Origin of the sequence: Thauera sp. (genome assembly GCF_035444905.1) — a bacterium.
Taxonomy (GTDB): Bacteria; Pseudomonadota; Gammaproteobacteria; order Burkholderiales; family Rhodocyclaceae; genus Thauera.
In genome coordinates this window covers 1-24,000 of the sequence record NZ_DAOMPS010000013.1, presented here as the reverse complement: position 1 = coordinate 24,000, position 24,000 = coordinate 1, and the positions used below count along the sequence as shown (strand labels likewise).

The window sequence follows — 24,000 nt, the reverse complement described above, 5'->3', positions numbered from 1 at the left end:
CGGAGGAGTTTGCGATGGATCACAACGAACAGACGGACGCGGCCGCTGCAGGCCCGGTCACCGGCATCATCGTCCACCATCCGCGCGTCGAGGCGCGCGCGGCCTACGAAAGCTGGCTGCTGGAGATCCGTGAGGCCTGCCGTCACTTTCCCGGCTATCTCAGCACCGACGTGGTGCGCCCGGCGTGCGAGGACGATGGCTACACCGTCATCATCCGCTTCGCGGGGGTCGAGCAGCTCAAGGCCTGGATCGAGTCGGACGTGCGGCGCGAGTTCCTGCAGCGCATCGAGCCCGCGCTGGAGAAGGGCGACCGCTACGTGATCCGCACCGGGCTCGACTTCTGGTTCGCGCAACCGTCCACCGTCACCCCGCCCAAGCGCCACAAGCAGTTCCTGCTCACGCTGTCGGCGATCTTCCCGCTCACCATCGTCGTACCCTGGGTGCTCGGCCCGCTGCTGCGGCTGCTCGACGGGCCGGGCGGTTTCCTGCTCGGCAAGCTGCTCGTCGCGGCAGCGATCGTGTTCCTGATGGTGTTCGCGATCATGCCCCACTACACCCGGCTGGTGGCAAAGTGGCTGTACCGTTGATTTGCAATATCCGGCTTAGCAGGAACGCGGCCCGAAGAGTTCGCTCCCAGTCGCACAAGCTGCGACGCTCGTGTACCGACCGCCCTGCGGTGACGCGATACGCGCCATCGGTCGCGCCAACGGAACGGCTTGCAATCTCGACCCTCTCAGATATACCCATAACTGTGTATTTTTAAACACTTTTCTTCACTTGATCTGTCCAAGAATTCAGCTTGCCAATTTATGCCGACATCTCTGCCAATAATTGAAGAGCAAACTGGGTGGGACGCCTGTAGATCAAGGGGGGCTGTTTGCCAGTTTATGCCCTCCGCTACAATTTCTTGCCTGATTCAGTTTCAATCACTATGATTTTTTCAGGATCAAACTGAATAGACAGCACGGCACTGGAGGGCCTCCAGACGCCAGCTTCCAATTGTTGAGGCTCAGAATGACGCAAGCCGCAACCAAAGTGTTCACCGCTCACGTGCCGCTCCCGCTCGCCGAGAAGGTCGATCAGATGGCCGCGAGGCTGGAGCGCTCGCGCGGCTGGATCATGAAGCAAGCGCTCTCCGCCTGGATCGCCCAGGAAGAGGAGCGCGATCGCCTGACCCAGGAGGCGCTCGCCGATGTGGACGCCGGTCTCGTCGTCGACCATCTCGCGGTGCAGGCCTGGGCCGACAGCCTGGGCAGCGACCAGCCGCTGCCGCTGCCACGCTGATGGAGCTGAGATGGACCAGCAAGGCGCTCGCCGATCTGGCGCGCCTGCATGAGTTCCTGGCGCCGGTGAACAGGCAGGCCGCCGCAAAGGCGGTACAGGCGCTGACCAAGGCCCCGACCATCCTGCTGAGCAACCCGCGCATCGGCGAACAGCTTTTCCAGTTCGCGCCGCGTGAGGTCCGGCGGATCCTGGTCGCGCAGTATGAGGTGCGCTACGAGATCCGCGACTCGGTCATCTACGTCCTGCGGCTGTGGCACACCCGAGAGGACAGCGCCTGAGCCATGCCCCTCGAGTTCGCCACCCTCGACGCCCTGCGCAGCCACCACCCCGCCTGGCGCCTACTGCGCTCGGACCATGCGCCGCTGGTGGCAAGCTTCCTGCATCGGGTCTTCGTCACCCCCAACGTGCGCGGCATGCCGGCGGCGGACCTCGCCGCGCCACCCTGCTCGCACATGAGGCGCTGTGGGGCCGGGAAGACAGCCCGCGCACGGCCGACGTCTCCCGCCTCACCGCCGACGAGTGCAGCCCGTACGAGGAGCTGCGCGACCATCGCATCCGCCCGTTGCTGCGCCTGAAGCGGGAGCACATCGGCTTCGCCTGGCAGGAGAAGGCGCTGAAAGTCGTCCAGTCAGCGGGTGATTTTCAGCCATCTGGTGGTTGATTTTCATCCAAATCATGCTGCTGCCGGCGCTGGCCGATTCGATCGCCAGGTGCACGGAGATCGTGCCGCTCACGCCGCTGTCGTGCGCCGAGCGTGCCGGCGACCCGCAACGCAATCGCCCCCGAATGGCTCTTCGACGGCGATCTCGGCGCCCCATCCATTGCCGCCCTGCGGGCGCGACTTCTTCATCGACACCCTGCTCGCCGGTGGCTTCCCGGAAGCCGTCGCCCACAACACCCCGCGCCGCCGGCTCACGGAAGTTGTCGACACCCGGCACCAAAGGCCCAACTGCGGCACGGTGAGCTATCCTGCGAGAGAAACCAGGAGGCGCCCGATGATCAACAAAACCATCCAACGCCCGCCTGCCGATATCGTGGCGGGCTTCAGGAGCCTGCTTTCGCACGACTCGATCACCTGCGCGCTGTCGGACTGCATGGGCCGCTTCAATGCGATGACCGCCGACATGAAACCCCTGTTCGACGGCATCCGCTTCGTCGGCACCGCGGTCACCGTGAAGACGCTCGCGTCCGACCTGGCCGCCGCCTTCAAGGCGATCGACCTGAGCCAGCCCGGCGACGTCGTGGTGATCGACGCCCACGGATCGGTGAATACCGCCTTCTGGGGCGAGAACATGACCCTGTCCGCGCTCAATCGCGGCGTGGTCGCGGCGGTGATCGACGGCGCCTGCCGTGACGTCGAGGAGATCCGCAAGCTCCGGTTCCCGGTGTTCAGCAAGGGCATCGTGCCCAACGTCGGCGCCATCGCCGGCTACGGCGAGGTCAACGTGCCGGTCCAGTGCGCAGGGGTGGCGGTTTCGCCCGGCGACGTCGTGGTTGCGGATGGCAACGGCGTGGTGGTCGTGCCGCTGGCCGACTCGGGCGACACTCTCTCGAAGGCCCTGCATTTGCTGGGAACCGAGCAGCTCGTCCAACAGAAGCTCAAGGCGGGGGCGACGATCGGCGAACTGGTGGACGTCGATGCGATCTTTCGCAGCACGTTCTCGTACCAGAACAAGGCCTTGAAGCGAGACTGAAGCCGGCAGTTGTCGATCCCAGGCGCAAGCCACCCGCTTGCAGCGGGCGCTATTGCGTCAACTTTGGGGAAAGCGCAGGCGTTCGCGTTAAAGTCCAATCTGTTTGTCCTGCCACCCCACTGCTCATGACGCCCGAAGCCAAAGCCCGCAGCCGCATCGACGCCCGCCTTGAGCAGGCCAGCTGGGCCGTGCAAGGCATGCAGCAACTGAACCTCGGCGCCGCCCGGGGCGTTGCAGTGCGCGAATACCCCACCGACAGCGGCCCGGCCGATTACCTGCTGTTCGTCGAACGCCAGCCGGTTGGCGTCATCGAGGCCAAGCGCGACGAAGCGGGCGACCACATCACCACCGTCGAATCCCAGACCGCGCGCTACGCCGTCGCTAACCGCCGCAGTCCATCCAAGGTCCGTTCATGAAAATCGAATCCATCCGTCTCAAGAACTTCAAGGCCTTCCGCGATGTACACCTGAAGGACATTCCAGCCTTTCTGGTGGTGGTCGGTGCAAACGGGTCAGGGAAATCGACGTTGTTCGACGTGTTCGGCTTCCTGCACGACTGCCTGAAAGGCAATGTCCGACAAGCGCTCGACAAGCGCGGCCGCTTCGGCGAAGTGCTGAGCCGCGGTTGCGATCCGAAGAAGGACACGATCCTCATCGAGTTGCAGTACCGCATGGAGATCACTGGCGTCGAGCGGCTGGTGACGTACTCGTTGGAAATCGGCGAGCGCCAAGGGCTGCCGGTGGTCTGCAAGGAGCTGCTGCGTTACAAGCGCGGCCGCTACGGAAGTCCCTACCACTTCCTCAGTTTTGCCGAGGGCGAAGGCTACGCGATCACCAACGAGGAAGACTTCAACAAGACCGACGAGGAACTCGACCGCGAAACCCAACGGGTTGCGCCGGACACCCTTGCGATCAAAGGTCTCGGGCAATTCGAGCGTTTCAAAGCCGCCAATGCCTTCCGCAGCCTGATCGAGAACTGGCACGTTTCCGATTTCCACATCAGTGCAGCACGAGGACGCAAGGACGCCTCGGGGGCAATGGAGCACCTGTCGGAGACCGGCGAAAATCTACCCTTGGTGGCTCGTTATCTACATGAGCAGCACGCCGATATCTTCAGCAGAATCCTTGCGACGATGACCAAACGGGTCCCCGGCGTGACTTCGGTCGAACCCAAGCTGATGGATGATGGCTACCTCACGCTGCGTTTTCAGGATGGCTCGTTCAAGACACCTTTCCTCGACCGCTATGTATCCGACGGCACCATCAAGATGTTCGCGTATCTGGTGCTGCTGCACGATCCGAAGCCGCACCCCTTGTTGTGTGTGGAAGAACCGGAGAACCAGCTTTACCCGCAGTTGATGCCTGAACTCGCAGAGGAATTCCGGAGCTACGCCAATCGTGGCGGACAGGTGTTCGTATCCACTCATTCGCCGGATTTCCTGAACGCCATCGAACTCGACGAGGTGTATTGGCTGGTCAAGAAACAGGGCTACTCCGAGATTCACCGAGCGCGCGACAATGCACAAATTGCCGCTTACGTCGCTGAAGGTGATCAACTCGGCTACCTGTGGAAGCAGGGCTTCTTCGACGGGGTCGATCCGTGATGAGGGAGCTCGTGTTTCTGCTGGAAGAGCCGTCGGCCAAAGCCATGCTGGAATCCCTGCTCCCACGGATGCTGAAGGAAGACACCCGCTTCCGCTGCATTCCGTTCGAAGGCAAGCAGGATCTGGAGAAGCAACTGACTCGCCGCATTCGGGGGTACCAGAACGAACGCGCGCGCTTCATCGTACTGCGCGACCAGGACAGCCACCCCGACTGCACCGCGGTGAAGCAAGGTTTGCTCGATCTATGCGAGAAGTCCGGAAAATTTGCGCGATGCCTTGTGCGCATTGCTTGCCGAGAGCTCGAAACTTTCTACCTGGCCGACCTGCAGGCCGTCGAACAAGCCCTTAAGATCGACGGATTGAGTCGGCATCAGAACAGCAGGAAGTTTCGATCCCCGGACGGACTCGGCAGCCCCAGCCGAGAGTTGAAGACCTTGACACGCAATCGCTACGAAAAAGTCGCGGGCTCTCGGGAAATCGGCAAACACCTGCAACTCGACAATGCCCGCTCCGCGAGCTTTCGCAATCTCATCGCAGCCATCCGGCGTTGCGAAGACGAACTACTGCAGGAAGCAGTGTGAGTCCGTCTTTGTTCGAAGCAGATGGACAAGCTCGGCAAGGAGGAACACGTCACAGTCGCCCACCCGTCACCCCGATAACATGTGCATTGCCTCCAATGCAGGGAACATTCCGCCGGTCGACCGATGGGAGAATCCCGCCCTCCAGACTCATGATCCTGAAAGAAATCGACAGCAAAGACGCGCAACTCGCCGAGCTCGAGGCTTATCTCGCCACGCCAGGCATCCCAGCGGCCACACGAACACAAATCGAGCGGGAACTGAAGATCTTCCGCGCCGGCATCAAGGGTGAGCGCGAATCCGCCTACGACATCGATTTCTACAGCGGCGCGAGCAAGAATCGCATCGTCATCCACGATCTGCACATCGAGTACAACGGCCGGGTCGCCCAGATCGACCATCTGATTCTCAACCGCCTGCTCGAAGTCTATGTGCTCGAGACCAAGCACTTCAGTGAGGGCGTATCGATCAACGAGCAGGGCGAGTTCTCGATCTGGTTCGCCGGTAAGCCGCGCGGCATCCCCTCGCCGCTGGAGCAGAACGAACGCCACATCGCGGTGCTGCAGGACGTCTTCAAGACACTCGACATGCCCACACGCCTGGGCATCCGGCTTCAGCCAAGCTTCGAGTCACTGGTGCTGGTGTCGAAGAATGCACGCATCGGCCGACCGGACAAGTTCGATACGCGCCGCGTCCTCAAGTCTGACCAACTGGAGCGCTGGATCACCAAGAACATCGACTCGGGATCGCCGCTGATGATGGCCAAGGTCGTCAGCGTGGAGACCCTGACTGCCATCGCCCGCCAGCTCATCACACTGCACCGGCCGATCACGCCGGATTACCGGGCGAAGTTCGGCATCAGCGAGGAGATGCTGCGTCCAGCCTCACTTCCGCCTGCTACCACACTAGCGCCGCTCGAGCCGACCGAGTCCCCCACGCCACCTCCCACGCCCGAAACGGAACAGGTCGTTGCAGAGGCCACAGGCGAAACCACCGCAAGCTCCAGCAAACTGACCACTTCCAAGCTCGCCAAGGCGTTGAACCTCAAGACACCCGAGCTGACCGAGCGCTTGGTCGCCCACGGCCTGCTGGAACTGCGCGAGGGCAAGACCTACATCACCGCAGCAGGCAAGGCGGCGGGCGGAGAGTTCCGCATGAGCCCGAAGTTCGGGCCCTACTTCCTGTGGCCGGCGGATCTGGCGGTGTGACGAGGCGGGCCCTGGGCTGCCCTACGTTCCGGCCACCTTGCCACGATGAATCTCGGCGCAAGCAAGACGAACTCCAGACTTGACGGTACGTACGCAAGCGCGTACGTTTTCCCCATCGAAGGAGACCAGCCATGACCACGCTGACCGCGTCCGAAGCACGGGCCAACCTCTACCGCCTCATCGATCAGACCGCGGAGTCCCATCAGCCAATCCACATCACGGGCAAGCGCACCAGCGCCGTCCTGCTCTCCGCGGAGGACTGGCAGTCCATCCAGGAGACGCTTTACCTGCTTTCCATTCCGGGGATGCGCGAATCCATCAAGGAGAGCATGGCCGAGCCGCTTGACGAGAGCACCCGGGAGCTTGACTGGTGAGCTGGCAGCTCGTGTTCTCGAAGCACGCCCAGAAAGACGCGAAGAAGCTGGCGGCGGCCGGCCTGAAGTCAAAGGCCCAGGACTTGCTCGCGATCCTGGCAGATGATCCCTTCCACAAGCCCCCGCCCTACGAGAAGCTCGTGGGCGATCTTGCCGGGGCTTACTCGCGGCGCATCAACATCCAGCACCGCCTCGTCTATGAGGTCTTCGCCGAAGAGCGCGTGGTTCGGGTCCTAAGGATGTGGTCGCACTACGATTAGGAGCGCTGCCTGCTGCCCTCTCTCCGACCTGCCTCACCATGCCCACCCTCGTCCATCTCGACGACGACCTGCTCATCGTCGACAAACCCGCCGGCCTGCTCTCCGTGCCCGCCCGCGGCACCGACCGCCAGGACTGCCTCGCCACGCGCGTTCAGGCCCTGCAACCGGACGCCTTCATAGTCCATCGCCTGGACGCCGCCACTTCCGGCCTGGTGTTGTTCGCGCGCGGCCTCGAGATGCTGCGACGCCTCAGCCTCGCCTTCGAGCAGCGCACGGTGGGCAAGGAATACGTCGCGGTGGTGCACGGGCACCTGGCGCAGGATGAGGGCGAGATCGACCTGCCGCTCGCCGAGGACGCCGCCCACCGTCCGCGCCAGATCGTCGACCCGGTGCACGGCCGGCGCGCGCTCACGCGCTACCAGGTGCTGGCGCGCCTGGGCGAGGGCGCCGAGGCCTGCACGCGCGTGGCGCTCAAGCCGGTGACCGGTCGCGCCCACCAGTTGCGCGTGCATCTGCTCGCGCTCGGCCACCCGATCCTGGGCGATCCGCTCTACGCACCGGCGGACGCCGCCGCACGCTGCACGCGCATGCACCTTCACGCCCGCCGCATCGCCTTCATCCACCCCCGCACCCGGGTGCCCCTGCAGCGCGAAAGTCCGGTACCGTTCTGAGAGCACGGCCCAGCCACACCGGATCGCGGCACGCGTCCACCCCCACCTCGAAGGAGCGCCAAATGGACTTCATGACCGGCCTCGAGCGCCGCACCCTCAAGGCGAACGGCATCCGCATCAACCTCTGGGTCGGCGGCGACGGCGCGCCGGTGCTGCTGCTCCACGGCTGGCCGCAGACCGCGCAGATGTGGCACAAAATCGCGCCGCGCCTGGCCGCGCACTACACCGTCGTCTGCCCCGACCTGCGCGGCTATGGCGACAGCGACAAGCCGCGCGACGGCTACGACAAGAAGACCATGGCGCGCGACATGCACGAGGTGATGCGCGCGCTGGGGCATGAACGGTACGCGCTGATCGGCCACGATCGCGGCGGCCGCGTCGGCCACCGCCAGGCGCTGGACTACCCCGAGGCCGTCACCCGGCTGTGCGTGCTCGACATCGTGCCCACCCACACCGTGTTCTCGCAGACCGAGCGCCACCTCGCCGCCGCCTACTGGCACTGGTTCTTTTTCCAGGCGCCCGACCTGCCCGAACTCATGATCTCCGCCGCGCCCGAGGCCTTCCTGCGCCACGTGTTCCGCGCGCTGTCCTACCGCATGGGCGCGATCGAAGAGCCGTTGATCCAGGAATACCTTCGCGCCTTCACCCTGCCCGGCACGATCCGCGCCACGCTCGAGGACTACCGCGCCGCGGCAAGCCGCGACTTCGAGGACGACACGCGCGATCTCGCCCTGCGCGTACGCTGCCCGCTGCTCGCCATCTGGGGCGAGTTCGGCAAGATGCACGACCTCTTCGACGTGCTTGCGACCTGGCGGGAAAAAGCCGACCAGGTGAGCGGGCATCCGCTGCCCTGCGGCCATTTCATCCCCGAGGAGGCGCCTGCGGAGCTGCTTGCCGACCTGCTGGCCTTCCTGCGCGCCTGATCTCACGCGCACCATCGCAGTGCCCACCCAGCCATGAACCGCACCGACACCGATCCCCACGCCCCCACCGCCTGCTTCACCTACGGCTCGCTGATGTGCGAGGACATCATGGCCGCCGTCTGCGGCGCCCGCGCCGATCACCGCCCCGCCACGCTCCGGGGTCATCGCCGCCATGCAGTGGTCGGCGTGGCCTATCCCGGCATGGTGCCCAACGCCGATCATCGTGTGCAGGGCGTGCTCTACCTCGACCTGCCGGACTCGGCCTGGCCGCGCCTGGATGCCTTCGAGGGCGAGGAATACGAGCGCCGCCTCGTCGACGTCGTAGCGGACGACGGCGCGCGCATACGCGCCTGGACCTACGTCTTCCGCCCCCGCTTCGCCCACCGCCTCGCGCCCGCCGACTGGGACTTCGCGCACTTCCTGCGCGAAGGAAAGGCGCGCTTCGTGTCCGACTACGTGGGCTTCGACACCCTGCCGGCGCGATGACCACCCGCCGCACACCCGCCTACCTCGCCGGCTACCCGCCCGCGCTCGTGCACCAGGTGACGAGCGTGATCGAGCAGGGGCGCTTCGCCGCCGCCCTGCGCGCGCGCTACCCCGATGCCCATGCGGTGCGCTCGGACAATGCCCTCTACGACTACGTGCAGGCGCTCAAGGCCGCCCACCTGCGCAGCGCGCCGCCGCTCGGCAAGGTGCGCTTCGACAACACGCTGCACGTGATCCGCAACGCGCTCGGCACCCACACCGCGATCTCGCGCGTGCAGGGGTCGCGCCTGCAGGCCAAGCGCGAGATCCGCATCGCCACGCTGTTCCGCAACGTGCCGGAAGCCTTCCTGCGCATGATCGTCGTCCACGAGCTGGCCCACCTGCGAGTGCGCGAGCACGACAAGGCCTTCTACCAGCTCTGCCTGCACATGGCGCCGGATTACCACCAGGTCGAGTTCGATCTGCGCGCCTACCTCAGCTATCGCGACGCCGGCGGCGCGGCGCTGTGGGGGGCCTAGCCCAGAGATCGCACAAAGTCGTGCGCGTGGTCCTCAGGCAGCCAGCTGAACGAACTGCTTGTTCTCGATCAGCCCCTTGTGCACCAGCGCTGCCGCGCGGCGCATGTCGCGCGTTTCCAGCAGCGCCCGGGTCTCGATGTCGTCAAGGCCGGTCTGCAGGGCGTGAGGAAGGCCGCCCCGGGCGTTCTCGATCGCCACCCTGAGCCGCGCCAGCCCGGTCTCGGTGTCGAGGATGCCGAAGGGCAGCGGCTGTGGGCCTTGCAGTTTCCTGATCGCTTGGAGGTGGGGCGCGTGGGCGAGGTGCCAGTCAGCGTGGAGCGTCTCGGGCAGCGGCGTGCCCGGCGGCGCGAGCAGCGCATTGGCGATCACCTCTGCAGCACCGCCGAAGCCGCCCAGCAGGTAGAGGGGGATGCCGCGCTCGAGCGTCAGCAGCACCTCCTCGAAAATCCCCGGTAGGAAGCCGCTGTAGCCTGACATCCTGCCGCCGAGCACGATGCGCACCGACACCGGCGGGACCCATTCCGTGCGCGGTACGTCCGGGCTGCTCAGTGCCAGCCCGTCCATCGCCATGCGGCGCATCGCGCTTAGGCAGATCGCGCTGTTGAGCGGCACCCGGTGCGGGGCATGCGTCACGTCATGCTCGGGGTCGAAATCGCCGTCCGGGATCAACGCATCGAAGGCGATGCCCGCCATCGCCTGGTCGATGCGGATGATGCGGCAACTGTTGATCCAGCGCGCCTCGATCACCGGCGTGATGCGCAGATAATGCGGCCACGCGCTGTAGTTGTAGAGCCGGCCGATCGGCAGCCCATCTTCGTCGGCATTGCCCGCCTGCTCGCGCTCGGCCGCCTCGTCCTGTTCAGCACTGACCAGCCGCAACAGGTCGTAGGTGAAGTTGTCGCTGCGCTCCTGCAATCGCCCGCCATAGGCGAGGCTGGCGCCCTGGCGCAGCAGCGGCCGGGCGAGCAACACGAGCAGTTCGCGCAGATGTTCCAGCCCGAAGCCGCGGGACAGCAGCGGCGCACGCTCGTAGGACAGAGACAGCGCTATCAGGCGACGGGCGCTGTCGCGCGAACGATAGCGTGCGGCCTTCATAAGGAGGTTCATGAGCTCATCCGATCGAAGCTGAAGAATTCGACCTCGGGAAAGTAGTCGGTCAGCGTGTCGAGCTCCAGCCCGGTCAGGCCGCGGCCGGGGTAATACACCTGAAGCCCAGGCCTTGCTCGCCGGACGCGCGGGATATGCAGCAGCGAGGTCGGGTCGGGCAGCCAGTTGAGGACGACATGGTTACGTTCGTCGGGAACGGTCTCGCCCAGGGTGCGATGGAAGGCGGCGAGCAACACGTCGCGCAGCACCGTGGTGACAATCTGCTCCTCCTGGGCAGGGACGCCTTCCGACCAGCGGATCGAGGCGGTGTTGCCCAGCTCCGGCATGCCCGGCGTGTGGGTGCCGCCGGCCAGCGCGTCCACCACCAAGGTCGGATTGAGCAGCCAGCGTTCAGCCTTTCGCCCGCGGGCGGGCAGCTTCAGCGGCCGCCGAAAGAGCGAGAACTCGCGCCGGCACCAGGGGCGGCGCGCATATTCCGCGCTGCGTATCGCGATCAGGGCCGCACTTTGCGTCGGGCCCGACACATTGCTCTCGAGCACATGGCTGAAACTCGAGCCGTATGGAATGTCGTTCTCGTCGTAAAACGCGGCGAGCTGGGTTTGGCTGTAGATGTAGTCGCGGATGCTGCGCGCCGGAGCAGTGCCGTCCCTTTTTGCATGGCTCAGGAAGATCTTGACCTTGGGACGCGCAAGGTCACGCGCCGGACCGGCCGCCAGCCCCGCCGGCACGTCGTCCGGCCGCAGAAGCAGGTCGCACAGGGTCTCGGTGAGCTGCTTGAGCAGCGATCGGCTCACGGTCTCGAGCACCTCGTCGGCCCAGGGCTGTGCGGTGCCGCTGGTCGGCACGCCCGTCGGCCGCAGGAAGTTGAGCGCGTGCAGCGCCACTGGCCCGTTGTAGGCGGTGGCATCCAGCGCGACTGGCAGGCAGACGCGGCTCGCCCCGGTCTGCTCGCGGGCGAGCTGGCCGATCCAGTGGCGCCAGGCGGGGTCGGCGATCATGAAGGCGTCGATCAGCAGGATCACCACCTGCAGGTTACTGCCGGTCGCCGGTGCCGGGGGGCTAGCCGACGACGTGCGCTGCTCGCCCGGCAGCGGCGGTAGAAGACCTGCGGCCCCAGGCCGTTGCCCGGCCGCAGCCAGCCGTAGATCCGCGTCGCCAGTGCCTCGCCCGCTTCGCAGCGCGGATGCCACAGCACGTACATTTCCGGGATCAGACTACTCATACTCCTCCTCACCAGCCATCGGCGCGACGTCGGCGATCGCCGCGAGCACGCAGGCATACGCCAGCATGTCCCGCCGCACCGCCTCCAGATCCTGCCTGAACAGTGCCAGCGAGGCCTCGTCCGGCGTCGTCGTGTCGGCGAACTGCGGGTGCCAGCGCGTCAGGAAGGGTCGCAGGATGTGGTTCAGCACCGCGATGCCGATACGGGTGAAGGCCTGCGCGTCGCGCCCGTAGCGCTTCATGATGTCGCGCGCGCTGGCGAACAGCGAATGCAGGCTCTCCAGCGCGCTTGCCTCCACGCCCTGGCCGGGCGGCAGCGGCTGGGTGCTGATGCGCGTCGCGAGCTCGATGTAGAGCTCCCAAGCTGCGTTGCGGTCAGCCTCGTGGGGCGCGAATTCCGCGTCGACGAAACCACCCTCGAGCTTAAGCTTCGCTAATCCCCACTCGCCCAGGAGGTATTTCCACTTCATTGCTGTCCCCTCCGCGCCGCGCCGCCGCGCTCGACGGCCGGCGCGCCCCCGTGCTTCAAGTCCAGTATAGATAGCAGTGGCGCGTCCGCCCGCCCCGAACCGCGTCAACGGTCCTCACCGGGGCGTCGCGGCAAGGGCGACGGACGCTGCAGGCGTGCCACCGTCGCCCTTGCCTGCACTATCATCACGATGACAGGCGGCCCAGGAGTTCCGCGATGCCAGATAAGCCACCGCGCGTATTCATCAGCTATGCCCAGGAAGGTGAAGCGCATTCGGACTGGGTGCGAGCGCTTGCCGACGCGTTGACGCGCGAAGGCATCGAGGCGGCGATCGACCAGCGCGTGGAATGGCCCGAGAAGGGCTGGCGCCCCTGGATGAGCGAGCAGATCGCCGCAGCGGATTGGGTGCTCGTGGTATGCACCTCGGCGTATCGGCGGCGCTTCGACGACAACGCAGAGGACACGCTTCCGCAGCGGCGTGGTGTGCGGTGGGAGTCGCAGCACATTACCCAAGCGCTGTACGACGGCAAGTTCCGGAACCGCCGCTTCGTACCAGTGCTGCCGCCGACGGCCGATGACGATGATGTTGCCTTTGCACTGCGGGATTACCGAAGGTTCCGATTGGGAGAGACGTTCGAGATTCACGACGACGATCGCGACCATGAAGGATTTACCGCCCTCTACCGCCTGCTGACCGGGCAGCCGGCGTATCCGGCACCCAAGCCCGGGAACCTCCGCCGACTCGCTCCATTGACGGCGGGTGCAGAGTCTCAGTCGGTCGCCGAGTTGGAAACAACGCCCCTGCCTGCGGCGAACATCCCGAACCCTTACCCTGGCCTCGTCGCCTTCACCCCCGATCGCCAGCGTTTCTACTTCGGCCGGGACGAGGACATCCCGCGCGTGGTCTCCCGACTCGCCGAGGGTCGGTTCGTCTGCGTGATCGGCAACTCGGGCACCGGCAAGTCGAGGAGCGCGATCGGGAGCGGAGCATCGCCACTGCGGCAGCACCGGTGGATAAGCTCATCGACGCCAAACCGGCCCGTGCGACGGCCTGTGCTCACCTCGTCGCCGAGCTTGCGAGCGTGGTGGAGGGGGTCGCGATTCGCCGCACTGCCGAGGTGGTGGCGCTGCGGGCCGATGCGGAAGTCGCCCCCCTCATCGATGCGATGCGTACGCAGGGCCTGCTGACCGACCCCGACGAGGCCCATGTCGCGATAGCGCACGAGGCCGTGTTCACCCACTGGCCACGGCTGAAGGACTGGCTGCAGCATTTCGCCGTGAAGCTCGATCTGCGCCGCCAGGCGGCGCTGGCGGCGCGCGACTGGTACAAGGCGGTGGAAGCCGAGCGGTGCGCTCCGCAATCCTTACGCCGGCGGGCAAGCGATGTCCTGCGCTGGGGCTGGACGACGCCGGGCTCCCGGACATCGTCTGGGAGCGCATCGCTGAGAGCGGTGAGGTCACCCTGGAAACCAAGCCGCCCCGAACTTTCACAGTGACGCCGTTCTGGATTGCGCGTTATGCGGTCACCTGGGCGCAGTACCGGGCCTTCATCGATGCGGCTGATGGATACCAGGATGCGCGCTGGTGGGACGGTCTGAAGCTGGAAGAGCAGCCGGGCGACCCTCTCTGGGCGTTCGCGAACCATCCGGCGATCAATGTCTCCTGGTACGACGCGATGGCGTTTTGCCGTTGGCTGAGCGCCCGATTCGCGCTTGAACAGGGCGAGCAAGTGCGACTGCCAACAGAATGGGAATGGCAATGGGTTGCGCAGTCGTGCGCGGCAAGACTGCCATACCCGTGGGGTGAAGACTGGAACGCTGCCCGGACGAATTCAGACCAGGCGGGACTGGGGAGAACGGTCGCAGTCGGGCTCTACCCACTTGGTGGCCCTGCAGGCAGGAAGGTCATGGACCTAGAGGGCAACGTCTTGGAATGGTGTCTGAACGAGTACAGGTTGCCGGAGATGGTTGGATTAGCGGGGCAAGGAGCGTGGCGAGTGTTGCGCGGCTGTTCGTGGCTGGCGGAGGATCCGGACGAATGTCGTGCGGCCAGTCGCCAAATGGGCATGCTCGACTACCGCGGCACCCACGTCGGCTTTCGCGTGTGTCGTGGCGTCCCCGTCGAACCGAAGCACGCCGACGCGCGGTGACGTTGACCATTGAGCGTCGCACCGCCCAGCAGAGCATCGATCAGGTTCAAGCATTCGCGGTTGGACACCGGCGCGATGGCCGACTACGGTGTGAATCAGTAGTCGCGCCGAGGTCCTCCGTGCCGGCGACGCACTAGGTGCCGCAGCGCACACGGCCCCGTTGCTGCCGTGCGCATGCAGACAACCTTCAATGGATCACCGATTGCGAGCAGTTCGGCTCGCAATCAAGGAAGACTGACCATGGACGCGCTGCTGTGCCTGGTGGGGCTCTGCGACGCCGCGGCGCAAGCGATCGATACGGTCGGCGAGCTCGCGGATTCCGCCGCAGCCGTGGCCGGCGCGGATGTGCCGTCCCCCGCCGACAGCGCCGCCGCGGACGCCGGCCAAGCCTCGGACACGGGCGCCGAGATTGGGGACGATGGCTTCGAGCGTGAGTTCAACCTGGCGTTGACCTGGTTCGGCATCGTCGTCATCGTGCTCGCCCAGTTCGCCGCGCCTCGGGTGCTCCTTCGCTACCGCCGGCGCCTGACCGGCTTCATGCAAAAGGCCTCGCACGAGGGCCGCCGCGACGATGCCTCCCGCGACTGGGACACCACCGCCCTGCTGCTCGGCATCGAACGCCAGCGACGCGCGGTGTTGCAGGTGCTGGTCGGCGTCGTGCTGCTGTACTCGGTCGCCGCGGCGCTGATCTACGGCTGGCAGTTCGACGACGCGGTAGACCACGCCCTGTCCATGTCGGTGTCCTTCTTCATGTTCGCCAGCTTCAGCGCGCCAGTCGTGCTGCTCGGCGTCTCCGCATCCAACTTCGCCCGCCTGTTCTGGGTCTGGGTCGGCCCGGCGGCGTTCGCGGCAGCGGCCATGCAGAGCATCATCGCCACCACCGTGGATCCCGATCTGGAGCGCGCAGCCATCGTCTGGGCCCTGGCGGGCGTGCTGCTGCTCACCGCCGCCGCCGTCGCCGTGCGCCAATGGGCGCCCGCAGCGCTATGGCACTGGCTGCGCGCCCGGCGCTGGCGTGTCGGCTCGGTGCTGCTGCTGGGCTTCTTCATCGTCCTCGGCGCGCTGGCGCCGGAAGGCGATGTGCGCAGCAATGCCTTCGAGGCCTTCCTGATGCTGCTGGCGGGCTGCACGATCGCGCTGGTGGCGATCACGCTGTGCTACTACACGCTGGTCGACCGCAGCAAGCGCATCGTCGTGCCCCTGATCGCGGCGGCGCTGCTGGCGGTGGTCGCCGCGGCCACGGTGTTCGCGGTGCTCGCCTTCGAGGCGTTCGAACCGGGCCCGGCGATGGGCTTCGTGCTGGCTGCCGCGGCGCTCGGCTTCGGCCTGCTGACGGCCAGTTTCCTGCTCAGCTGGATCCGCCTTGCCTACGTGCAGAAGCTGTTCAGCGACGCTCAGTTCCAGGTCTTTTGCTGGATGATCGCCATCGCCGGCATCGTCGTCAGTGTCGAGACGCTGACCAGCGGCGAACCGCTGTGGGGCGGCATCAACCTGCGCCTGCTCGGCGCCACCGGCCTGGCCCTGCTCGCCTACTGGCTGCTGACCCGTTATGGCATCCGGCCGCTGGACAGCAACAAGCGGCTACTGGTGCTGCGCGTCTTCGCGCAGGACGAGCGCGGCGAACGGCTGCTCGACGAGCTCGAGTACCGCTGGCGCTTCATCGGTCCGATCGTGCTGATCGGCGCCAACGATGTCGCCGGCCGCACGATCGACCCGGCGAAGGCCGCCGACTACCTTCGCGGCAAGCTGAGGAACGCCTTCGTGGCGGACAGCCGCGCTCTGCACAAGCGCATGGCGGCAATCGATGAGGCACCTGACCCCGACGGCCGCTACCGGGTCAACGAGCTCTTCTGCTTCGACGACACCTGGAAGGAGGCCGTGCAACTGCTGCTCGACTCGAGCGACGCGATCGTGCTCGATCTCAGCGGCTTCACCGCAGCGCGTCGGGGCACCGCCTACGAGCTCGGCCTGCTCGCGGCGAGTGGGGCGCTCGCGCGCACCGTGCTCCTGATCAGCGCCGAAACCGACCTCGCCGCCGTGCGTGCCGCGCTGCACCTGCCCGACGACGGCCCGCTACCGGCCGGCGGCGTGCTCGAGGTCGACCACCGCCTCGACGGTGACAAGGTCGTCACGGCGCTTGTGCAGGCGGCACGCCGCATGCCCACGGGCACGCCGGCCAGCGGGCTCGAACGAAAGAGTCCGCTGGAGGTGGCCGCATGAAGGCGATCAACGGGAGGGCGGGGGCAGCTGCCCATTGAGGCAGGGCGCCCATCGGCGGTCATCGCGGAAATGATCGGGGAATGATGGGCCGCCAATCGGCCGTCGATCGGCCGTCACAGTAGGGCTCCATCCTCATGCTGGGTTATATTGCAACGCAACAGACCTAGCGAAAGGATCGTTCCCATGGCCTCCACCCCACCCTCCTTCTTCCGCCGCATCGGGCTCGCCCTGTCCGTCCTGTTCAACGCCGAGCTCGCCGCGAAGCTGCAGCGCGTGCGGGGCGAAGGCGAGCCGCCCGCGGACGAAACGCCCATCACCCCCGTGGCACCCGTCGCCGAACCGCAAGCCGTCATCGTGCGCGAGACCACGCCGGAAGCCGCGCTGCAGCTGCTCGGCCTGCTGCAGCGCGAGGCGCGCTTCGTCGACTTCGTGCAGGAAGACGTCACCGCCTATGCGGACGCCGACATCGGCGCCGCCGCGCGCGTGGTGCACGAAGGCTGCCGCAAGGTGCTGCGCGAGCACTTCGACATCGAGCCGGTACGTTCCGAACCGGAGGGCAGCCGCATCACCCTGGCCGAAGGCTTCGACGCCGCTGCCGTGCGCCTCACCGGCAAGGTGGTCGGCAAGCCGCCCTTCACCGGCAGCCTCGGCCACCGTGGCTGGCGCGTCGCCGACACCCGGCTGCCGAAGCTGGCCGAGGGCCACGACGCCAGCGTGATCGCCCAGGCGGAGGTGGAGCTGTGAGCGCCGCCCGCTACGCTATCGGCATCGACCTCGGCACCACCCACTGCGCGCTGTCCTACGTCGATTTCGAATCCAGCGACGGCGAGGCCGCCGCGCAGCAGGTGCTGCAGATTCCCCAGCTCAGCGGCCCCGGCAGCGTCGAGGAGCGCCCGCTGCTGCCGTCCTTCATCTACCTGCCGCACGCCGACGAGCTCGCCGCGGGCGACCTCAGCCTGCCGTGGTCGGCAGAGCAGGATCACGCCGTCGGCGAGTTCGCCCGCAGCCGCGGCGCGGCCACGCCGATCCGCCTCGTCGCCAGCGCCAAGAGCTGGCTGTGCCACCCCGGCGTCGATCGCCGCGCCGACATCCTGCCCGCCGAGGCGCCAGCCGAAGTGGCGCGCATCTCGCCGCTGACGGCCTCGGTGCGTTACCTGTCGCACCTGCGCGAAGCCTGGAACGCCGCCCACCCCGATGCGCCCTTCGACGCCCAGGACATCACCGTCACCATTCCCGCCTCCTTCGATCCGGCCGCGCGCGAGCTCACCGCCGAGGCCGCGCAGGCCGCCGGCTACCCGCGCCTGACCCTGCTCGAGGAGCCGCAGGCCGCGCTCTACAGCTGGATCCAGCGCAGCGCCGGGCAGTGGCGCAAGGAGGTAAAGCCCGGCGACCTCATCCTGGTGGTCGACGTCGGCGGCGGCACCACCGACCTGTCGCTGATCGCGGTGCTCGAGCGCGACGGCAACCTGGAACTGCACCGGGTCGCGGTCGGCGAGCACATCCTGCTCGGCGGCGACAACATGGACCTCGCCCTGGCTTACGCCGTCACCCGCAAGCTCGCCGCGCAGGGCACGCGGCTCGACCCGTGGCAGACACGCGCGCTCGCCCACGCCTGCCGCGCGGCCAAGGAGGCGCTGCTCAGCGACTCCGGGCTCGACGCCGTGCCGGTGGTGGTGCCGAGCCGCGGCTCGAAGCTGATCGGCGGCTCGATCCGCACCGAAGTCAGCCGCGACGAACTCGGCGCCACCCTGGTCGAAGGCTTCTTCCCGCAGGTCGCGGTCACCGAGCAGCCAATAAGCCGCGCCCGCACCGCGCTCACCCAGCTCGGCCTTCCCTATGCGCAGGATGCGGCGATCACCCGCCACCTGGCCGCCTTCCTGACCCGCCAGCTCGGCGCCACAGCGGAGCTCGAGGATTTCGCGGCCCAGCCCGCGGACGCCCGCTTCCTGCATCCGACCGCGGTGCTGTTCAACGGCGGCGTGCTCAAGTCCGAGCTGATCTCGGAGCGCGTGCTGGACATCCTCAACGCCTGGCTCGAAGCCGACGGCGCGCCGCCCGCGCGCCTGCTCGGCGGCGCCGACCTCGACCTCGCGGTGGCGCGCGGCGCCGCCTATTACGGCTATGTGCGCCATGGTCGCGGCGTGCGCATCCGCGGCGGCACCGCGCGCGCCTACTACGTGGGGGTGGAGTCGGCGATGCCGGCGATCCCCGGCATGGAGCCGCCGCTCGAAGCCCTGTGCGTCGCGCCCTTCGGCATGGAGGAAGGCAGCGAGGCGGCCCTGCCCGCGCAGGAGTTCGGCCTGGTGGTGGGCGAGCCGGTGCGCTTCCGCTTCTTCGGCTCCTCGGTGCGCCGCCAGGACGAGGTCGGCACCCTGCTCGACTTCTGGGCCGACGACGAGCTGCAGGAACTCGAGGAGATCGAGGCCACGCTGCCGGCCGAAGGCCGCAGGCCGGGCGACATCGTGCGCGTGAAGCTGCACGCGCGCGTCACCGAGACCGGCACGCTCGAGCTCGAGGCCTTGCCGGTGGACGGCAGCGCACGCTGGAAGGTGCAGTTCGACGTGCGCGGCGAGGGCGCCAACGCGGGCAGTGACGCCCAGGCGGACGACGACGCCAGCTAAGGAAAGCCCCGCCGTGGCGCGCTACACCGTCGGCATCGACCTCGGCACCAGCAACACGGTCGTCGCCTTCGCCGCCGAGGGCGACGAGCGCATCCAGTTGCTGGCGATCGATCAGCTCGTCGGCCGCGGCGAGGTCGCGGCGCGCCCCTTGCTGCCTTCGGTGCGCTACCACCCGGCCGCCGGCGAGCTCGCTGCCGCCGACCTGCGACTGCCGTGGCCGGGGGCCGCGCTGGCCGACGCGCCCGCGGCGGTGATCGGCCACTTCGCGCGCGAGCTCGGCGCCCAGGTGCCGGGGCGCGCCGTCGCAAGCGCCAAGAGCTGGCTGTCGCACGCAGGGGTCGATCGCAACGCCGCCATCCTGCCCTGGGGCGCGGACGAGGATGTTGCCAAGGTGTCGCCGGTGACGGCCAGCGCGAGCTACCTCGCCCATGTCCGCGCCGCCTGGAACGCCCACCATCCGGACGCGCCGCTCGAGGCGCAGGACATCGTGCTTACCGTACCGGCCTCCTTCGACGAGGGCGCGCGCGCGCTCACCGTCGAGGCCGCGCGCCGCGCCGGCCTGCCGCGGCTGCGCCTGCTCGAGGAGCCGCAGGCGGCCTTCCACGACTGGCTGTTCCGCCACCGCGACCGCCTCGCCGACGAACTCGCGGCATCGCGCCTGGTGCTGGTGTGCGACGTCGGCGGCGGCACAACCGATCTCACGCTGATCCAGGTCGAGGCGGCCGCCGATGAGGGCCGCCCGCCGCGCCTGACCCGCATCGGCGTCGGCGACCACCTGATGCTGGGCGGCGACAACATGGACCTCGCGCTCGCCCACCTCGTCGAGCGCCGCCTCGCCGCCCAGGCGGGTGCCAGCGGCGAACGCCTGTCCGCCGCGCGCCTGTCGCAACTGGTGCAGCGCTGCCGGCTGGCGAAGGAGCAGTTGCTGGCGGCAAACGCCCCCGAGCAGGTTACGGTGACCCTGCTCGGCGCCGGTTCCCGCCTGATCGGCGGCGCGCGCTCGGCCGAGCTGAGCCGTGACGAAGTCGAGCGCCTGGTCGTCGACGGCTTCCTGCCGCTCGGCGGCGCCGACGAGCTGCAGCAGCGGCGCCGCGCCGCGATCGTCGAGTTCGGCCTGCCTTATCCCGCCGACCCTGCGATCAGCCGCCATCTGGCCGCCTTCCTGCAGCGCCACGCCACGGTGGCGCGCACCGCACTCGGCGTCGCGGCCGACGGCGACGACCGGCCTCCGGTGCCCGACACCCTGCTGCTCAACGGCGGCGCCTTTCGTGCTCCCGCCCTGGCGGCGCGACTCGAGGCGCTGCTCACGCACTGGCGCGGCATCGCCCCGCGCGTGCTGCACAACGACGAGCCCGATGTCGCCGTCGCCCGCGGCGCGGTGGCCTTCGCCCTGGTGCGCGGCGCGCGCGCCGGGCTCGGCCCCGGCATCGGCGGCGGCGCGGCGCGCAGCTACTTCCTGCTGCTGGACGAGGCGGGCAAGGCCGCGCGCGCAATCTGCGTGCTGCCGCGCGGCACCGAATCGGGCGTCGAGGTGGCACTGCCCGAGCGCCGCTTCGCCCTGCGCCTGGGCCAGCCAGTGCGCTTTCACCTCGTATCCTCGACCCGCGACACGGCCTGGCCGGCCGGCGCACTGGTCGATGTGGACAGCGACGACTTCATCCGCCTGCCGCCGCTCACCGCCCGCCTGCCGCCCACCAGCGCCGGCCGCCGGGAGAACGTCGAGGTACGCCTGGTGACGACCCTCACCGAGGTCGGCACGCTCGAGATGCAGTGCGTCAGCACCGACGACGACGCGCGCCGCTGGCAGCTCGCCTTCCAGGTGCGCGCCGAAGCCGCGGCGGATGGCGCCGACAGCGCCGAGGCGCCCGGCCCCGCCATCCATCCGCGGCTGGCGCAGGCGCTCGCCCTGATCGACGACACCTTCGGCGGCCAGGCGCGCCAGCTCGAGGCCAGGGACGTGCGCCAGCTGCGCGGCCGCCTGGAGCGCGTGCTCGGCCGACGGGATGACTGGGACATGGCGCTGCTGCGCACCCTGTTCGACGCCCTGCTCGAGCGCGCCCGCCGCCGCCGGCGCAGCGCGGAACATGAGCGCACCTGGCTCAACCTCGCCGGCTACTGCCTGCGCCCCGGCCTCGGCGCGGCGCTCGACGACTGGCGCATCGACCAGCTGTGGGCGCTGTTACCGCAGGGCATACAGTACGTGCAGGACAGCAACAACTGGAGCGAGTGGTGGACGCTGTGGCGCCGCAGCGCCGGCGGGCTGGACGAGGACCGGCAACTGCAGATCCTGGAGGTGCTCGCCGGCCATCTCGAGCACGCCGATGCCGCCCGCCGCCGCGGCGAGGCGGTGCAGGGCAGCTACGACGACATGGTGCGGCTGGCCGCCTCGCTCGAGCGCGTGCCGGTCATGCACCGCATCGAGGTCGGCCGCTGGCTGCTCGAGCGCCTGCAGCGCCCGGCCGAGAAAGCCCACACCTGGTGGGCGCTCGGCCGCGTCGGCGCGCGTGAATCGCTCTACGGCAGCGCGCACAACGTCGTGCCGCCCGACATCGCCAGCGAGTGGCTCGCCGCCGTGCTCGCGCTCGACTGGAAGACCATCGAGCCTGCCGCCTTCGCCGCCGCCCGGATCGCCCGCCTCACCGGCGACCGCACGCGCGACCTCGCCCCCGCGCTGCGCGACGAGGTCGCCCGCCGCCTCGCCGCGATCCGCGCCCCGCAGAGCTGGATCACCATGGTGCGCGAGGTCGTCGGCCTCGACGAAGCCGACCGCCGACGCAGCTTCGGCGAAGCGCTGCCGCCCGGGCTGAAGCTGCTCTGAGCCGCGGCGAAGCGCGGCGACGCATCCGGCCTGAATCAACCAGCTCCGCAAGAATCGGATTGATCGCCGGCACTGCGCCCGGATACTGGGACCCGACGCCCGCCGCCGAGCCTTTCCATTGCGCGCGGCGCAGCGCCGGCCACCCGCTGCCGCTCGCCCACGCCCGAACCGGAGTCAGTCCATGTCCGCCGACGAAACCGCCTCGCGCCACTACGCGATCGTCGCCCGCGCGATCGCCTTCATCCGCAGCCACGCCGGTGGCCAACCTTCTCTGGAGGAGATCGCCGCCGCGGTCCACCTCAGCCCCGCGCACCTGCAGCGCGTGTTCGCGGCCTGGGCCGGCATCTCGCCCAAGCGCTTCCTGCAGTACCTGACCAAGGAATACGCCCGCCAGCAATTGGCAGATTCCGCGAATCTGCTCGACGTCACCCTCGACGCCGGCCTCGGCAGCCCGAGCCGGCTGCACGAGCTGATGGTGAGCTGCGAGGCGATGACGCCGGGCGAGATCAAGGCCGCCGCGCGCGGCATCGACATCGGCCACGGCATCGCTCCGACGCCCTTCGGCGACGCGCTGGTGGCGTGGACCGCGCGCGGCGTGTGCCATTTCGCCTTTGGCACCGGGGACGAGGCAAGCCTGCTCGCCGAACTGCGCAGCCTGTGGCCCGCGGCGACCCTGCAACGCGACGACGCGCAGGCGCAACGCTGGATGGAGCGGATCTTCCCGGCGGTGCCGACGCGCGGCCGCGTCCATCTGGTGCTGCGCGGCACCAACTTCCAGGTCAAGGTGTGGGAGGCGCTGATCCGCATCGAGCCGGGCCGCATCCTCTCTTACGGCCAGCTCGCCCGCGAGCTCGGCATGCCGCGCGCGCCACGCGCCGTCGGCAGCGCCCTGGCGGCCAACACGATCGGCTACCTGATCCCCTGCCACCGCGTCATCCGCGAGCGCGGCGAAGTGGGCGACTACCGCTGGGGCAGCGCGCGCAAGCTCGCCATGCTGGGCCGGGAGGCGGCCCGCCATGGCGAGCGGGCGAGCGCCTCGCCCGCTCCGACCGGTGCCGCGTAAGGCGTCGTCGGGTCGGGTCGCATTGAAGCCCGTCCTTGCCCCGGCATGGAGCGCGGCCCCGGGTCGATGGCTCAGCCGAGCGGTGCGCGGTCGATCGCCGACAGCGGCGCATTGACCTCGAACAGCTTGGCATTCACCTGCGGGACGCCGAATCCCAGCAGGCGCGCGCGATGCATCTCCAGGTAGCGCTCGGCATTGGCACGATCGGCAAACAGGTAGATGCCGCCGGCCTCGTTGGTGTCACGGTTCTCGGTCCAGATCTTCCACAGCAGCCCCGGCTCCTGCGCGATCGACTGTGCGAGCCCCTGCATGGCCTGCGCCATCTCGTCGCCCCAGGGGCCGGAATACGGGAAATCCACTTGCAGCAAGACAGCCATCATGAGCTCCTGAAAATGCGCTTACGGATGGGCAGGACAGGCCCTGCTCCAATCGAGACGATGCGTGCCGGCACAGAGCCTGCCGGGCATGCCGTCGAAATTCTAAGCCCTGCATGCCGTAGCTTCCCCGGCTTCCCTGGTGCACGACCGCCGCCGCCCGTTCTGATGCGATCGCACCACACAGGCGGTCACAGGGCCGCCAGCATGCGGCCCGAGGTGCGACAATCCCGCCCCTGCCCGCGCCCGTATCGGGCACGGAAAAGATCAGACAACATTCAAATTCGAGGGCAACACACGATGTCTAGGGATGCTCTGATTTATTCAGAGCCGGTAAAATACTGAGGTCATAAACCGCG

27 protein-coding genes and 2 pseudogenes are annotated in these 24,000 nt (G+C 68.0%); 24 read left to right on the top strand and 5 right to left on the bottom strand.

Going from position 1 to position 24,000, the window contains the following annotated elements; translation table 11 throughout:
- Window positions 1–14 precede the first annotated feature (14 nt).
- The 16 genes and pseudogenes from PLC66_RS08155 to PLC66_RS08080 all read left to right on the top strand — a co-directional run bounded on the left by PLC66_RS08155 (window position 15) and on the right by PLC66_RS08080 (window position 9,599).
- The gene (locus tag PLC66_RS08155) at window positions 15–587 is read left to right on the top strand and encodes an antibiotic biosynthesis monooxygenase (RefSeq protein ID WP_324539206.1); all 573 of its coding nucleotides are present in this window, start codon (window positions 15–17) and stop codon (window positions 585–587) included.
- A 427-nt stretch (window positions 588–1,014) separates the two neighbouring features.
- Window positions 1,015–1,284, top strand: a complete 270-nt coding sequence (locus PLC66_RS08150; protein WP_324539204.1) for a CopG family ribbon-helix-helix protein — start codon at window positions 1,015–1,017, stop codon at window positions 1,282–1,284.
- Window positions 1,284–1,562: a type II toxin-antitoxin system RelE/ParE family toxin gene (locus tag PLC66_RS08145; protein WP_324539202.1), complete on the top strand. Its 279-nt coding sequence runs from the start codon at window positions 1,284–1,286 to the stop codon at window positions 1,560–1,562. Before PLC66_RS08150 ends, PLC66_RS08145 begins: the two co-directional genes overlap by 1 nt.
- 3 nt (window positions 1,563–1,565) lie before the next feature.
- Window positions 1,566–1,727, top strand: a pseudogene (locus PLC66_RS08140) (DUF3375 family protein); the annotation flags it as partial.
- A complete protein-coding gene (locus PLC66_RS08135) occupies window positions 1,727–1,945 on the top strand; it encodes a Wadjet anti-phage system protein JetD domain-containing protein (RefSeq protein ID WP_324539330.1) in 219 nt (72 codons plus the stop codon). The pseudogene PLC66_RS08140 and the gene PLC66_RS08135, both read left to right, overlap by 1 nt.
- A 334-nt stretch (window positions 1,946–2,279) precedes the next feature.
- Window positions 2,280–2,978: an RraA family protein gene (locus PLC66_RS08130; RefSeq protein WP_324539200.1), complete on the top strand. Its 699-nt coding sequence runs from the start codon at window positions 2,280–2,282 to the stop codon at window positions 2,976–2,978.
- Between the two features lie 125 nt (window positions 2,979–3,103).
- Window positions 3,104–3,394 (top strand): hypothetical protein, encoded by a 291-nt coding sequence (locus PLC66_RS08125; protein WP_324539198.1) that lies wholly within the window; start codon window positions 3,104–3,106, stop codon window positions 3,392–3,394.
- Window positions 3,391–4,581 carry an AAA family ATPase gene (locus PLC66_RS08120; protein ID WP_324539196.1) on the top strand — a complete coding sequence of 397 codons (1,191 nt, stop codon included), beginning with the start codon at window positions 3,391–3,393 and terminating at the stop codon, window positions 4,579–4,581. Before PLC66_RS08125 ends, PLC66_RS08120 begins: the two co-directional genes overlap by 4 nt.
- Window positions 4,582–4,592: 11 nt before the next feature.
- Window positions 4,593–5,162 carry a DUF4276 family protein gene (locus tag PLC66_RS08115; protein ID WP_324539194.1) on the top strand — a complete coding sequence of 190 codons (570 nt, stop codon included), beginning with the start codon at window positions 4,593–4,595 and terminating at the stop codon, window positions 5,160–5,162.
- A 149-nt stretch (window positions 5,163–5,311) separates the two neighbouring features.
- On the top strand, window positions 5,312–6,367 hold the full coding sequence (locus PLC66_RS08110) for a nuclease-related domain-containing protein (protein ID WP_324539192.1): 1,056 nt from the start codon (window positions 5,312–5,314) through the stop codon (window positions 6,365–6,367).
- A gap of 131 nt (window positions 6,368–6,498) precedes the next feature.
- Window positions 6,499–6,741, top strand: a complete 243-nt coding sequence (locus PLC66_RS08105) for a type II toxin-antitoxin system Phd/YefM family antitoxin (protein WP_324539190.1) — start codon at window positions 6,499–6,501, stop codon at window positions 6,739–6,741.
- Window positions 6,738–7,001, top strand: a complete 264-nt coding sequence (locus PLC66_RS08100) for a Txe/YoeB family addiction module toxin (RefSeq protein ID WP_324539188.1) — start codon at window positions 6,738–6,740, stop codon at window positions 6,999–7,001. Before PLC66_RS08105 ends, PLC66_RS08100 begins: the two co-directional genes overlap by 4 nt.
- Before the next feature lie 38 nt (window positions 7,002–7,039).
- Entirely contained in the window at window positions 7,040–7,672 is a 633-nt protein-coding gene (locus PLC66_RS08095; protein WP_324539186.1) for an RluA family pseudouridine synthase, read from the top strand.
- Window positions 7,673–7,734: 62 nt separating this feature from the next.
- Window positions 7,735–8,595 carry an alpha/beta fold hydrolase gene (locus PLC66_RS08090; protein WP_324539184.1) on the top strand — a complete coding sequence of 287 codons (861 nt, stop codon included), beginning with the start codon at window positions 7,735–7,737 and terminating at the stop codon, window positions 8,593–8,595.
- Between the two features lie 33 nt (window positions 8,596–8,628).
- Window positions 8,629–9,081 carry a gamma-glutamylcyclotransferase family protein gene (locus PLC66_RS08085; protein WP_324539182.1) on the top strand — a complete coding sequence of 151 codons (453 nt, stop codon included), beginning with the start codon at window positions 8,629–8,631 and terminating at the stop codon, window positions 9,079–9,081.
- Window positions 9,078–9,599 (top strand): YgjP-like metallopeptidase domain-containing protein, encoded by a 522-nt coding sequence (locus PLC66_RS08080; protein ID WP_324539180.1) that lies wholly within the window; start codon window positions 9,078–9,080, stop codon window positions 9,597–9,599. The genes PLC66_RS08085 and PLC66_RS08080 overlap by 4 nt, the downstream gene beginning before the upstream one ends.
- A 33-nt stretch (window positions 9,600–9,632) precedes the next feature.
- Here PLC66_RS08080 and PLC66_RS08075 read toward each other — a convergent pair whose 3' ends face one another.
- From PLC66_RS08075 to PLC66_RS08060, 4 genes are read right to left on the bottom strand one after another with little or no spacing between them, the layout of a single operon-like run.
- On the bottom strand, window positions 9,633–10,706 hold the full coding sequence (locus PLC66_RS08075; protein ID WP_324539178.1) for a hypothetical protein: 1,074 nt from the start codon (window positions 10,704–10,706) through the stop codon (window positions 9,633–9,635).
- Window positions 10,703–11,728, bottom strand: coding sequence for a TIR domain-containing protein (locus PLC66_RS08070; RefSeq protein WP_324539176.1), 1,026 nt, complete (start codon window positions 11,726–11,728; stop codon window positions 10,703–10,705). Before PLC66_RS08070 ends, PLC66_RS08075 begins: the two co-directional genes overlap by 4 nt.
- Entirely contained in the window at window positions 11,725–11,928 is a 204-nt protein-coding gene (locus PLC66_RS08065) for a hypothetical protein (protein ID WP_324539174.1), read from the bottom strand. Before PLC66_RS08065 ends, PLC66_RS08070 begins: the two co-directional genes overlap by 4 nt.
- Window positions 11,921–12,397: a hypothetical protein gene (locus tag PLC66_RS08060; RefSeq protein WP_324539173.1), complete on the bottom strand. Its 477-nt coding sequence runs from the start codon at window positions 12,395–12,397 to the stop codon at window positions 11,921–11,923. Before PLC66_RS08060 ends, PLC66_RS08065 begins: the two co-directional genes overlap by 8 nt.
- 215 nt (window positions 12,398–12,612) lie before the next feature.
- On the opposite strand from PLC66_RS08060, the pseudogene PLC66_RS22875 reads away from it, so the two are divergent.
- The 8 genes and pseudogenes from PLC66_RS22875 to PLC66_RS08020 all read left to right on the top strand — a co-directional run.
- Window positions 12,613–13,389 (top strand): annotated as a pseudogene (locus tag PLC66_RS22875) (TIR domain-containing protein); the annotation flags it as partial.
- Between the two features lie 17 nt (window positions 13,390–13,406).
- The gene (locus PLC66_RS08050; protein ID WP_324539171.1) at window positions 13,407–13,892 is read left to right on the top strand and encodes an nSTAND1 domain-containing NTPase; all 486 of its coding nucleotides are present in this window, start codon (window positions 13,407–13,409) and stop codon (window positions 13,890–13,892) included.
- Window positions 13,889–14,545, top strand: coding sequence for a formylglycine-generating enzyme family protein (locus PLC66_RS08045; protein WP_324539169.1), 657 nt, complete (start codon window positions 13,889–13,891; stop codon window positions 14,543–14,545). Before PLC66_RS08050 ends, PLC66_RS08045 begins: the two co-directional genes overlap by 4 nt.
- A 240-nt stretch (window positions 14,546–14,785) precedes the next feature.
- The gene (locus PLC66_RS08040) at window positions 14,786–16,765 is read left to right on the top strand and encodes a hypothetical protein (RefSeq protein WP_324539167.1); all 1,980 of its coding nucleotides are present in this window, start codon (window positions 14,786–14,788) and stop codon (window positions 16,763–16,765) included.
- A 183-nt stretch (window positions 16,766–16,948) separates the two neighbouring features.
- Complete coding sequence (locus PLC66_RS08035; RefSeq protein ID WP_324539165.1) at window positions 16,949–17,509, top strand: DUF2760 domain-containing protein; 561 nt, start codon at window positions 16,949–16,951, stop codon at window positions 17,507–17,509.
- Entirely contained in the window at window positions 17,506–19,386 is a 1,881-nt protein-coding gene (locus PLC66_RS08030; protein WP_324539163.1) for an Hsp70 family protein, read from the top strand. The genes PLC66_RS08035 and PLC66_RS08030 overlap by 4 nt, the downstream gene beginning before the upstream one ends.
- A gap of 13 nt (window positions 19,387–19,399) precedes the next feature.
- Window positions 19,400–22,204 (top strand): Hsp70 family protein, encoded by a 2,805-nt coding sequence (locus PLC66_RS08025; RefSeq protein WP_324539161.1) that lies wholly within the window; start codon window positions 19,400–19,402, stop codon window positions 22,202–22,204.
- A gap of 181 nt (window positions 22,205–22,385) precedes the next feature.
- Window positions 22,386–23,267, top strand: coding sequence for a bifunctional transcriptional activator/DNA repair enzyme AdaA (locus tag PLC66_RS08020; RefSeq protein WP_324539159.1), 882 nt, complete (start codon window positions 22,386–22,388; stop codon window positions 23,265–23,267).
- A gap of 71 nt (window positions 23,268–23,338) precedes the next feature.
- Here PLC66_RS08020 and PLC66_RS08015 read toward each other — a convergent pair whose 3' ends face one another.
- The gene (locus PLC66_RS08015; RefSeq protein WP_324539156.1) at window positions 23,339–23,644 is read right to left on the bottom strand and encodes a monooxygenase; all 306 of its coding nucleotides are present in this window, start codon (window positions 23,642–23,644) and stop codon (window positions 23,339–23,341) included.
- Window positions 23,645–24,000: the final 356 nt, after the last annotated feature.